This window comes from Nostoc sp. UIC 10607 (assembly GCF_047228265.1).
In the GTDB taxonomy this organism is placed as follows: Bacteria; Cyanobacteriota; Cyanobacteriia; order Cyanobacteriales; family Nostocaceae; genus Nostoc; species Nostoc foliaceum_A.
Genome location: NZ_JBIQNW010000006.1, coordinates 93,411 through 105,811, shown reverse-complemented (window position 1 = coordinate 105,811; position 12,401 = coordinate 93,411). Strand labels below are relative to the sequence as shown.

Genomic DNA, 12,401 nt, shown 5'->3' with positions numbered 1-12,401 from the left:
ACTTGTTCAGCGGTCTAGTTGACCATGCAGCAGTACTCAAGCTTACCAGACCAGAACTCACAGATAGATGCAACGCCAAAACTTTTGACAACAATTCAGCAACTTCGCGCCAAGTTGTGGCTGGAGAGCAGCTTGAACCAGTTGCAAAGTCACCTTAATGATTGCCTGCTTTCTGCTTGTAACACTGTCCCACATGCAGGAGCCGCAGAAGCAGAAATTCTCCAAACGGTGGTCAATGAGATTAACAGTGCTGTGCACAGTAGTAATTTGGCGTTTACAGATTGTGCCGTAGGCATCGCTCTGTTTCAACCACAAGAAACTGTTGCCACAGTTTGCCATGTTTCTTGTTCTCTATCCCCAAACTCACAACCTTTATTTCTAGAATTGCTGACAGCAGAAAAAAAGCTGCTGTTGAGACTGCAAGAGGTTATAGAACTCGAAGATTTACAGCAGCTTGAGAATCAACAAATACCGAGCGCTTGGCGGTTAGCTGATGATTCTGGCAACGTCATGGGCTGGCTAATTATCGCCGCAGCACCCCTAAACTCAGATCGTGAGTCGCTCATAAAATCACAGGCTCAACTCAGGTCACAATTGATGGCAAGGTCTGCTAAACACTGTACTACAGCTTTAGTACAACTTAGACAGATCCTGTCTTGGCAGCAACGGTATCAACAGTTAAGTAACTCGAATCAAGAATTGGAGCGCACTAATCAACTCAAAAATCAGTTTCTGGCAAACACCAGCCACGAAATTCGTACACCTCTTAGTTCTATTATTGGGTTTACCCACCTGCTTTTAGCCCAAGGGTACGAACCAAGTAAAGAACGCCAGCAAGAGTATTTAAATATCATTCAATCTAGCGGTAAGCACTTGCTAGCTCTGATTAACGATATTTTGGATCTCTCTAAAATTGAAGCAAACCAGCTGGAAGTGCAATGGGAAACAATTGATGTGCCACTGCTGTGTAGCAATGTTTTCGCACTGGTTAAAGAGAAAGCCGCCAATAAAAATTTGAAACTGTGCCTAGAACTTGAACCTGATATTACAACCCTAGTAGCCGATCCCTTACGACTCAAGCAAATGCTGTTGAATTTACTCTTCAATGCCTTAAAGTTCACCAGCAAAGGAAGTGTTGGCTTAAAAGTTGCTCCTAAAGGTGTATTTGTGCATTTTACAGTTTGGGATACTGGCACTGGCATTTCCCAAGAAGACCAGGCTCAACTGTTTGAACCCTATTTCCAAATTGCCAAGGCTGTCGCTGCTGGTGCTGAAGGCACTGGTTTGGGTTTAGCCGTAACTCGGAAACTCGCCCAAATTCACGGTGGTTCTGTGAAAGTGGAATCTGAAGTAGATCGTGGCTCCCGTTTTACCCTCGTACTTCCCCTTAAACAAGAGGTGGCAGTGAGGGAAGATAAGGGAGATGAGGAACCAAAATACTCCTCATTTCCTTTGCCTTTTACCCCTAGTTCTTCTGTAGACATTTTGCTGGTAGAAAATGACTTACCCAACGCTAATTTGATGCAAATTTATCTACAGAAATTGGGATATCAGGTCACTTGGGTTAAGAATGCTAGCGAGATGTGGGAAGCTCTAACACAGTTAGACCCAGCGGTGATTTTAATGGATGTTTATCTAGCAGATGGAAATGGTCTTAATTTGGTGCAACAACTGCGAGAAAATCAGCAATATCGGACGATTCCGGTAATTGCCCAAACAGCAATGGCAATGAAAGGCGATCGCGAAACTTGTCTAGCAGCTGGAGTAGATGACTATATTTCTAAACCGATTGATTTGCCACTTTTAGCCAGTCTGATAGCTAAATACAGCAAACCACCAATAGTAGGGGAAGCAGGAAGATAAGCGAGATGAGGGGGAGCAAAGAACACAAGGAAAATCCCTCTCCTCTGAACCCTTGTGCCTCTTTCCCAATGCCCAATGCCCTATAACAAATGACTACAATAGAATTTGTTGGGTGCTATTGGGTTTGGGCAGGATTGGGAAATGATGCTGACAAAAAAATTTGAGCAATTAAGAGCTTTATTTCAAGAAATGGAGCAGGCGTTGATTGCCTACTCTGGGGGCGTTGATAGCACTTTGGTTGCCAAAATTGCTTATGATGCGTTGGGCGATCGCGCTCTAGCTGTCACGGCTGTTTCTCCTTCGCTTTTGCCAGAAGAGTTGGAAGATGCCAAAATTCAAGCCGCAACGATTGGGATTCCTCATAAAATCGTCCAGACTCACGAGATGGAAAATCCCAATTACACTTCTAACCCTGTTAACCGCTGTTATTTTTGTAAAAGTGAGTTGCACGACACTCTCAAACCTTTAGCTTTGCAGTTGGGTTATCCATACGTGGTGGATGGGGTAAATGCCGATGATTTGCATGATTATCGCCCAGGAATTCAGGCGGCGAAAGAAAGAGGTGCGCGATCGCCTTTAGCAGAAGTGGGTGTCACCAAAGTTGAAGTTCGCCAACTTTCGCAACAACTCGGTTTACCTTGGTGGGATAAACCCGCTCAACCTTGTCTCAGTTCGCGGTTTCCTTATGGTGAAGAGATTACTGTAGCTAAGTTACAACGAGTTGGTAGAGCAGAAATTTTCCTGCGAAAGCTAGGTTGGCAGAATTTACGCGTGCGATCAGAAGGAGATACAGCACGCATTGAATTGGCACCAGAACAAATTAAAGAGTTTGTGTTAACTACGGATTTACAGAAAGTAGTTTCTGCATTTCAGGATTTCGGATTTCTTTACGTAACCCTGGATTTAGAAGGTTATCGCAGCGGCAAGTTAAATCAGGTTTTGAATCGGGAAGCCTTGAGCGTTAAATTATAAAATTTTGGTTGTATGAAGATATAATTTATACTTCTTTGCTTTCTACGGAAACTAGAAAGCAACCGTTAATCCTCCAGGTATTCTCTGGCTGTTTTTCCATAAAATATAAAGCTCTAAAGGGAACTCCATCAGGAGCTAGTAGTAGCACTGGCTGAGTTATGTTTCCCTGGATGGTTGTTATCTTCTCAAAAAAGACAGAACGAGGACGGTATACTGCTGGGTAGCTTATTTTGACCATCTGTATAAAATTTTCTGGGGTTCCAAATTGCGCCTGAATTGCCGGACTGGCGAAGGCAAAAGCGCCTTGGGCATCATCCTTGTTAAAGGCTGCCAATTGGCGTTCAATTAGAGAACGTATAGTGATGGCATCGTTGTCAGTAACTTCCATAAAAAATTTAAAATTGTGTAGGCGCAGCCCGTCGTAGACATTGCTTCAAGCGTCGGCATTGGTGTAGCGTTTTCTGGAGAAGCGATCGCTCAATTTTCACGCTGAGTCAGCTTGTACTCTATCTGCTGTAGTGCCGAGCGCCACACATCATAACCTTCTTGAGACAGGTGCAACCCATCTGTGGTTAACTCTGGACGCAAATTGCCTTCCATATCCGTAAACCAGCTATAAATATTTAGATAATTAGCTCCTTCTTGTTTGGCAATCTGGGTTAGTTGTGTGTTGATGTGACGAATGCGGCTATTGGAAAGCTTTGCTAGGCGAGTAGGCAAAATTGATTGGACAATGATTTGAGCTTTTGGGTGAGTCTGCCGTAAACGACGGACAATCCGGCGATAATTACGCACAATTGTGTCATCACTAGCGCCTTTTCGTAAGTCGTTAATCCCAGCCATAACGTAAATCACATTCGGCCGCGTTGTCGAAAATGCCCCCAATCTTTTTAAAACGCCACTGGAAGTATCTCCAGATATGCCTTGATTGAGCCATAATTTTCCAGCAGGAAGTTTTTCTCTAGGAAACCACATGCTCAAAGAATCACCAACTAAGATACTCAGATGATTTGCACCTTGACCTTGAGCGATCGCTCTAGCTTCTAAAGCTAATAAACTTTTCCAGTCATCATAAGTTAGTTGACGTTTCTTGATCGACTCCCACAATGATTGCAAATTATCACTATCTACGCGTGTATAAATCTGACCTGTTTTCAGAGCCGCCAATCTTTGGTAGTAAAGTTGATTGCCAGATGTTAGTGAGACACCAGCTGCTTGGGCACTGGGGTTGAGTGATGACTCTGTTGTGGCTGGTAATCCCTGACTGCTGAATTCTGGTACGCTAGTGACGTTTTTCTCACCTACTGTTGGCTGCAAACTTTTTAGGGGTTGCAACACTTGACCGCTGAGTTCTGGTAAGGAGAGATCAACGCTATTGATAATTTTTGTACTGACTATTGCCTGCGAACCCTGTTTTAAATCCCACAGGAATCTAGAATTTTCTGGCAGGACAATAGACAGATGTGGGAGAGCCGATGCTGGTATTGCCAATCCTGTTAACAAGCCTGCTGCCAACAGATAAGGGTCCTTCATCGCTTTGTCTCTCCTCTACTCACTGCTTTTCCCTATGACAGCATTAGTTGCCTGTATTCAGGAAAATTTTACTTCGGTTAAGTTATTATTCTTATTTAAACTGTGTAGTTCTGTAAAGCGTGTTTACGAGATTATATTTGACAATTCACGATCTCTTTAAATTACGGTTTTTCCGGTAGTATACAAATCTTATTTGTGAGAATACTTCTACTGAAAGCACTTTTTTCATCAGCTGACCAGTTTCTATAACTCAGTTGTCACAAATATTATAAGTGTTTGCAAACTCAGCGATTAATGGGTGATTTTTGAGTATCTCAGGACAGAGGTTTTTGCTTTTAATGTTGCTAGTATGGTGAATAAGCATTTGTTTTCAGGTTTCCATATCTCAGGAAAAGTGTAGCGATCGCATAAGAGTTTACTAGACAGAGAAGCGATGTCTGACGACAAGCTGTTTCTCTACGAGACGCTGCGCGAACACGTCTACGCTTTTTAATTTCTCATATGAAATTGAGCGATGCAAATGCATCATTTATCAAATATGGGATTAGTCAGATTAAAAATTCGAGAACTAGCAGAAGAGAAAGGATGGACACTAAAAGAAGTCTCTGACCGTTCTGGGGTAATTTACAGCACAGTTAGAAGTTATGCACGTCGTCCTGGTATGACGACAGTTGACTTTACTGCTATCCACAAATTAGCTCGCACTTTTGATGTGAGGATTGAAGATTTAGTGGAAATTATAGAGGAATAGGCAAAAGTTTAACTGTTTAGAATATTGATATCATACGACGGTGTGTCCTCAAAGAGCAAGCATTAGGTTTGCCATACCGAGAATTTCATAACTCACTACACGTAATTTACAATGTATGTTTACTCATTGAAGTATGAGTTGAAACACATTTAAATTAAGTTTTACCTCTATAGAATAACCTCATTGAAAGTGCTAAGATTTAGGCTGAATCATTAATGTTTTCCTTTTCTTCCGTGGCTAGAGCTAGTACAGCGATTGGTGTCAGTCCCATTATTAAGGAGATTGTGCAAAAACAGGCACATTCTACACGTTTGACCCTGAAAGAAGTTATTCTCATGGGGATGTTAGCTATTGACAAACTAGATGATCAAGGTCGTCAAGAGCTAGCAGATCAAGTTCATCAAATGCAAGTGAATGGAGAAATTTAATTGAGTAGTTATGAGTTATAAATTTTAACTCCTGACTCCTGACTCCTCACTTAATTTAGTTATTGACTAAATCGATAACGACTTCCCATTACATAATTCTCATTAATTTCAAACGATATCCATTGGCGTTGCAGAGTCTCAGCAACAAAACCCGTTGTATTAGAACCTGCAAATGGATCTAATACCAGATCACCTTCATCAGTTAAGAATTTGATGAAGAACTCGGCGAACCCTTGCGGAAAACGTGCTGGATGGGGTCTCATTTCTGCTATTTTGCAGCGTCGTAAATAAGCGCTATTAGATTCAGTATTAGCAATTTCTAGTAGATTTGGCGGAATTGCACCTTGGTTATCCTTTTGGAATTTATCAGAAATATCATGTCCGCTAGGACGTATTTTAGCCTTATAACCATTTTTGAGTAATTGCTTCATACTTTGGCTATAGGGCTTTAAAACTTTTCTGTTATCTGCTTTAGGATTCGGTGTTTTAGACAACCACCAAACTGTATTTACTGAGTCTTTCACACGAATCCGCCTGATTGTTACCCACTCAGCAGGGGTTGGCAGTCGAGCCGGATTATAGTGGTAAAATTCCTGAGCAAGAAAGAAACCTACTTCTTTGCATAATCTAACTAAAAGTTCGTATTGGTAGATACTCCGCACGGGATTGCCAGGAAGGTAAGCGCCACCTAAATCTAGTACGAATGAGCCATTATCTGCCAGTACTCTTTTAAATTCATAGGCAAAAGGTAGAAACCACTCAATATATTTTTCAGCAGTTTCGTTACCGTATTCTTTTTTTCGTGTCAGAGCAAATGGAGGTGATGTGATAATTAAATTAATACTATTATCATCAATGAATTTAATAAGTTTAAGGCTATCACCTAAATATGCGGCTCCGTTCTGCTGGGTATAATAGGGATTAAAAATTATTTCTTTTGGTGGTGTTACTGGTTCTTCTTGCAAGAGTGATAAGATTATTTCATTTGTTATATTTATAACTTGTTTTGGTATTGTCCAAGTATTTAATTTTAAAAGTTATTGTTTAACGCAAAGGGACACGGAGGGAAGCGCAAAGTAACGCAGAGGAGTATATTAACTTTGTAATCCATGTGGATGAGAATATACTCCTGAAAGAAGTAAGACTGAAACACTACCACTTTTTGTATGGTAAAAATTTGCCAGACATAATGATTTTAACGCGATCGCCTTTGGGGTCTTCTTCTTTTTGTATATCTAAAGTAAAGTCAATGGCACTCATAATCCCGTCACCAAACTTTTCTTGAATTACTTCCTTAATGGGAAAACCATAAACTTGCATAATCTCGTAGAAACGATAAATTAGTGGGTCAGTTGGGACAACTGGGCCTAATCCTTTTACAGGGTATTCAGTCAACTCTTTAATACAAGTAGCATCTAACCCCAATGCTTCAACTAGTAACTTAGCTTCTTCCTCGGAAGCACTAGCTTGCCGATAGAATAAAGTAGCAATCCATACTTCATCACGTCCGAGAACTTTTTCCAAATCGGCAAAACTTAGTTTTTTTTCTTGTTTAGCGGCTAATAGCTTTTGAGTAATTTCGGGAATAGACACCTGATAACTCCTATAGTGAATTGTAATTAAAGTTTATTTTAGGCGATCGCAGTCTACCTTTTGTGTTTAGACAGAAAGCTCAAAAATTCTTTTACTGCTGCCCTTGTTTGGTTGTAGCATTTCTTTGCAGGGTAGTGTTCAACGCAGAAAATTCCTGATTTAAACCAAGCATCCTTTTCTTGATCCTTCTCATACCTGTCTGGATGAAAAGAAATCTCTAATATTCCGAATGTTCCGTCTATATCCATAACCTCATGCAGCTACAAAATTGATTTCAGAAAAAATCCCCCACCTTGCGGCAGGGGAATTTTATTACTTATCTACTTACTTGTATACAAAACTAGCAGCCGAATTAACCGAACTTACCAGCAGTAGAAGCAATCAAGAATGCAGCATAAGTCACGATGTAGCCAACAGTGAAGTGAGCTAGACCAACTACACGAGCTTGAACAATAGATAGAGCAACGGGCTTGTCTTTCCAGCGAACTAGGTTAGCCAGAGGAGTGCGTTCGTGTGCCCAAACAAGGGTTTCAATCAACTCTTGCCAGTAACCTCTCCAGGAGATTAAGAACATGAAGCCAGTAGCCCAAACTAGGTGTCCAAACAGGAACATCCAAGCCCAGACAGACAGGTTATTCACGCCATAGGGGTTGTAACCGTTAATCAACTGAGCAGAGTTAGCCCAGAGGTAATCGCGGAACCAGCCCATGAGATATGTAGAGTTCTCATTGAACTGAGCTACGTTGCCTTGCCAAATACCTAGATGTTTCCAATGCCAGTAGAAGGTAACCCAACCAAGGGTGTTTAGCATCCAGAATGTAGCGAGGTAGAAGGAATCCCAAGCTGAGATGTCGCAAGTACCGCCACGACCGGGGCCGTCGCAAGGGAAGGCATAGCCGAAGTCCTTTTTATCGGGCATCAGCTTAGAACCACGGGCATCCAAAGCACCTTTGACCAAGATCAAGGTGGTGGTGTGCAGACCCAAAGCGATCGCATGGTGAACCAAGAAGTCGCCAGGGCCAATTGTCAAGAACAGGGAGTTAGTACCAGCATTGATGGCATCTAACCAGCCTGGAAGCCAAACGTTAGCGTAGTTGGGCCATGCTGTGTAAGCAATACTATCAGGGTTAGATAGCAATGTATCTAAACCGTACAGTACTTTACCGTTTGCAGCTTGGACGAATTGAGCAAATACTGGCTCAATCAAGATTTGCTTTTCAGGAGTACCGAAAGCAACTACTACGTCGTTGTGTACGTACAAACCAAGGGTGTGGAAGCCCAAGAAAAGGGATACCCAGCTAAGGTGGGAAATAATCGCTTCTTTGTGCTTCAATACGCGCTCAAGTACGTTGCCTTTATTTTGCTCTGGGTCGTAGTCACGTACCCAGAAGATTGCTCCGTGAGCAAAAGCACCAAGCATCAGGAATCCAGCAATATACTGGTGATGCGTGTACAAAGCTGCCTGAGTTGTGTAGTCCTTCGCAATAAATGCGTAGGAAGGCATGGAGTACATGTGCTGCGCTACCAGGGAAGTAACAACACCTAGCGCTGCTAAGTGCCAACCTAATTGGAAGTGCAGGGAGTTGTTGTAGGTGTCGTAGATACCTTGGTGAGGTAGGTTGAACGGTCCTTCAACAGGAATACCAAAGAAATTCTTGGCATTCAAGGCTTCTTTGAGACTGTGACCAATCCCAAAGTTTGTCCGGTACATGTGACCAGCAACAATGAATAAAACTGCGATCGCTAGGTGGTGATGAGCTATGTCAGTCAGCCACAAAGCTTCTGTCTGGGGATGGAAACCACCCAAGAAAGTCAGAATTGCAGTTCCTGCACCTTGCGATGTCCCGAAGATATGTCCAGGAGTGTCAGGGTTTTGAGCGTAAACACCCCAGTTGCCTGTAAAGAATGGTGTCAAACCGGCTGGGTGGGGTGGGGTGTTGAGGAAGTTATCCCAACCTACGTGCTGACCGCGAGCTTCGGGGACAGCAACGTGAATTAAGTGACCAGCCCAAGCCAATGAACTAACACCAAACAAACCTGCTAAGTGGTGGTTTAGGCGGTGTTCAGCACTCTTAAACCATGCCAAGCTAGGACGGTACTTGGGTTGCAAGTGCAGCCAGCCAGCAAACAAGAGTACGGCTGCGAACAATAACAGGAACACTGAACCTGTGTACAGTTCACTGTTATTGCGCATACCGATGGTATACCACCAGTGGTAGAGACCAGAGTAGGTAATGTTTACCGGATTACTAGCGCCAGCTTGGGTAAAAGCTTCGATCGCTGGTTTACCAAAGTGGGGGTCCCAAATCGCATGGGCGATGGGACGGATGTGAAGGGGATCTTTAATCCACTGTTCAAAGTTACCTTGCCAGGCTACGTGGAACAGGAGGCTGGATGCCCACAGGAAGATGATTGCCAAGTGACCGAAGTGAGTTGCGAAAATCTTTTGGTAAAGATTTTCTTCCGTCATGCCATCATGGGTTTCAAAGTCGTTGCCTGTAGCGATCGCATACCATATCCGACGAGTAGTCGGGTCCTGTGCGAGATCCTGGCTAAATTTCGGAAATTTTGTCGCCATAGGTTTAATAAATCCTCTGACCTTTAGCCATCAAATACCAGCGTTTAGAGTCCTGAGTTTTGAGTCCTGAGTACTAAGTTTTGAGTATTTTCTCAGCACTCAGCACTCAGCACTCAGCACTCCACAACTGATTGCTACCCTACTGAAAGGATGTGTGCATGGAAGAATGCCCAAGTTGTGGCAATTCCTCCTAAGAGGTAGTGAGCTACCCCTACAGCCCGACCCTGAATAATACTCAGAGCGCGAGGCTGAATTGCTGGTGCTACCTTCAGTTTGTTATGCGCCCAAACAATGGACTCAATCAGTTCTTGCCAGTAGCCGCGACCACTGAACAGGAACATCAAGCTGAATGCCCAGACAAAGTGAGCGCCTAAGAAGAGTAGACCATAGGCAGATAGCGCGCTGCCATAGGAATTGATGACTTGTGTAGCTTGTGCCCACAAGAAGTCTCGTAACCAACCGTTGATGGTAATAGCACTTTGGGCAAAGTTACCACCAGTGATGTGAGTTACAGTCCCATCTGCATCTACGGTTCCCCAAACATCTGATTGCATCTTCCAACTGAAGTGGAAAATTACAATAGACAGGGAGTTGTACATCCAGAAAAGTCCGAGGAATACGTGATCCCAACCAGAGACTTGACAGGTACCGCCACGACCGGGGCCGTCGCAAGGGAAACGGAAGCCCAGGTTTGCTTTGTCTGGAATCAGACGAGAGCTACGGGCGTACAGCACACCTTTGAGCAGAATTAGGACGGTGACGTGAATGGTGAAGGCGTGAATGTGGTGAATTAGGAAGTCCGCTGTACCCAAAGCAATGGGTGCTGCTGCCACTTTACCGCCAACTGCCAAAATACCGCCGCCAAAGACATAGCTAACTGGTTCTAGGGCATTGGGTGCAGTTGTACCAGGAGCCAAGGCGTGGATATTTTGTATCCACTGGGCAAATACTGGCTGCAATTGAATCCCTGTATCAGAGAACAAGTCTTGAGGACGACCCAATGCACGCATTGTGTCGTTGTGGATGTAAAGTCCAAAGCTGTGGAAGCCGAGGAAAATACACACCCAGTTCAGGTGAGAAATAATCGCGTCACGGTGACGAATTACGCGATCCAGCAAGTTGTTTTGGTTCACAACTGGATCGTAATCACGCACCATGAAGATAGCAGCGTGAGCCGCTCCACCAACAATCAAGAAGCCACCGATCCAAATATGGTGAGTGAATATGCACAACTGCGTAGCGTAGTCAGTTGCCAAATATGGATAGGGGGGCATCGCGTACATGTGATGCGCGATGATGATGGTCAGCGAACCCAAGAAGGCTAGGTTAGTAGCCAACTGAGCGTGCCAAGATGTGGTCAGGTTTTCGTAGAGACCTTTGTGACCTTCACCAGTGAAAGGGCCTTTGTGGTTTTCTAGGATCTCTTTAATGCTGTGACCAATACCCCAGTTGGTACGGTACTGGTGACCAGCAATAATAAAGAGAACTGCGATCGCTAAGTGGTGATGAGCAATGTCAGTCATCCACAAGCCGCCTGTTACCGGGTTTAGACCGCCCTTGAAGGTCAGGAAGTCAGCATACTGACCCCAGTTCAAGGTGAAGAAAGGTGCTAAACCAGCAGCAAAGCTGGGATACAGCTCGGTCAACAAGTCTTTGTTCAAGATGAACTCGTGGGGCAAGGGTATGTCTTTGAGAGCAACGCCTGCATCCAAAAGCTTGTTGGTCGGTGCGGATACGTGGATTATGTGACCAGCCCATCCCAAGGAACCACAACCTAGCAATATTTGCAAGTGGTGATTCAGCATTGACTCCACATTCTGGAACCATTCCAGTTTGGGAGCGCGTTTGTGGTAGTGGAACCAGCCGGCAAATAGGAATAAGCCTGCTAATACCAAGCCACCGATCGCAGTTACATAAAGCTGGAAGGAGTTTGTGATACCCCAGCCGCGCCATACTTGGAACAAACCGGAGGTGATTTGAATACCGTGGAAACCACCGCCAACATCACCATTTAAAATGTCTTGTCCCACAATGGGCCAAACAACTTGAGCACTAGGCTTAACGTTCAACGGGTCGCTTAGCCAAGCTTCGTAGTTAGAAAACTTCGCGCCGTGGAAAATCATCCCGCTCAACCAAACCATCACTACGGCTAAGTGGCCGAAGTGGGCTGAGAATATCTTCCGGGATATGTCTTCTAAATCGCTTGTATGTGTATCAAAATCATGGGCGAGTGCGTGCAGGTTCCAAATCCATGTGGTGGTTTTGGGACCTCTGGCTAAGGATCTGTCAAAGTGTCCAGGTTGGGCCCATCTCTCGAAAGAGGTAGGTACTGGGTCTTTGTCGACGATTACTCTTGCCTTTTTTTCCTCTCGCTCCGGAGGACTTATTGTCATTCGACCTCCTCTCTTGATAAGGAATGAGGAATCATGAATACCACAAAGTTAACCATTACCGCAAATTCCAGAATTTTACTGAAGCCGCGATGAAGACCTATGTGGATAGTTGTTTCTCGTTGAATTATAGAGTCTTCACTTGTACATTGTTGGAGATATTTTAACAATAATTCAAACTTGCTGAAATATTGCTGGAATTCCTGCCTGATCTGCCTTTTAACTTCAAACTTTTTGTCCAAAAGTCAATAGATTCTCCATTTAATTTACAAAGAATAACAATTTGTAAAATT

General features: G+C 43.7%; 10 protein-coding genes. 4 read left to right on the top strand and 6 right to left on the bottom strand.

What is annotated here, in order from left to right:
* Positions 1-24: 24 nt before the first annotated feature.
* Both hrmK and larE read left to right on the top strand, forming a co-directional pair.
* Positions 25-1,863 (top strand): hybrid histidine kinase/response regulator HrmK, encoded by a 1,839-nt coding sequence (gene hrmK, locus ACEYW6_RS07885; RefSeq protein ID WP_412979276.1) that lies wholly within the window; start codon positions 25-27, stop codon positions 1,861-1,863.
* 141 nt (positions 1,864-2,004) lie between these two features.
* On the top strand, positions 2,005-2,835 hold the full coding sequence (larE, locus tag ACEYW6_RS07880) for an ATP-dependent sacrificial sulfur transferase LarE (RefSeq protein WP_412979275.1): 831 nt from the start codon (positions 2,005-2,007) through the stop codon (positions 2,833-2,835).
* A gap of 25 nt (positions 2,836-2,860) precedes the next feature.
* On the opposite strand, the gene ACEYW6_RS07875 is transcribed toward larE, so the two are convergent.
* Together ACEYW6_RS07875 and ACEYW6_RS07870 are read right to left on the bottom strand one after the other, a co-directional pair.
* Positions 2,861-3,223: a DUF4864 domain-containing protein gene (locus tag ACEYW6_RS07875; protein WP_190892756.1), complete on the bottom strand. Its 363-nt coding sequence runs from the start codon at positions 3,221-3,223 to the stop codon at positions 2,861-2,863.
* Positions 3,224-3,312: 89 nt separating this feature from the next.
* Entirely contained in the window at positions 3,313-4,368 is a 1,056-nt protein-coding gene (locus ACEYW6_RS07870) for an SGNH/GDSL hydrolase family protein (protein ID WP_196513157.1), read from the bottom strand.
* Positions 4,369-4,906: 538 nt separating this feature from the next.
* On the opposite strand from ACEYW6_RS07870, the gene ACEYW6_RS07865 reads away from it, so the two are divergent.
* Together ACEYW6_RS07865 and ACEYW6_RS07860 are read left to right on the top strand one after the other, a co-directional pair.
* Entirely contained in the window at positions 4,907-5,119 is a 213-nt protein-coding gene (locus tag ACEYW6_RS07865; protein WP_190893017.1) for a helix-turn-helix domain-containing protein, read from the top strand.
* A gap of 215 nt (positions 5,120-5,334) precedes the next feature.
* Complete coding sequence (locus tag ACEYW6_RS07860; RefSeq protein WP_190728355.1) at positions 5,335-5,547, top strand: hypothetical protein; 213 nt, start codon at positions 5,335-5,337, stop codon at positions 5,545-5,547.
* A 59-nt stretch (positions 5,548-5,606) separates the two neighbouring features.
* Here ACEYW6_RS07860 and ACEYW6_RS07855 read toward each other — a convergent pair whose 3' ends face one another.
* The 4 genes from ACEYW6_RS07855 to psaA form a co-directional block, all read right to left on the bottom strand.
* Positions 5,607-6,512 carry a DNA-methyltransferase gene (locus ACEYW6_RS07855; RefSeq protein WP_412979274.1) on the bottom strand — a complete coding sequence of 302 codons (906 nt, stop codon included), beginning with the start codon at positions 6,510-6,512 and terminating at the stop codon, positions 5,607-5,609.
* 187 nt (positions 6,513-6,699) lie between these two features.
* Positions 6,700-7,140 carry a cyanase gene (gene cynS, locus ACEYW6_RS07850; RefSeq protein WP_412979273.1) on the bottom strand — a complete coding sequence of 147 codons (441 nt, stop codon included), beginning with the start codon at positions 7,138-7,140 and terminating at the stop codon, positions 6,700-6,702.
* Positions 7,141-7,492: 352 nt separating this feature from the next.
* On the bottom strand, positions 7,493-9,718 hold the full coding sequence (gene psaB, locus ACEYW6_RS07845) for a photosystem I core protein PsaB (protein ID WP_190892751.1): 2,226 nt from the start codon (positions 9,716-9,718) through the stop codon (positions 7,493-7,495).
* Positions 9,719-9,852: 134 nt separating this feature from the next.
* A complete protein-coding gene (psaA, locus tag ACEYW6_RS07840; protein ID WP_190892749.1) occupies positions 9,853-12,111 on the bottom strand; it encodes a photosystem I core protein PsaA in 2,259 nt (752 codons plus the stop codon).
* Between the last annotated feature and the right edge of the window lie 290 nt (positions 12,112-12,401).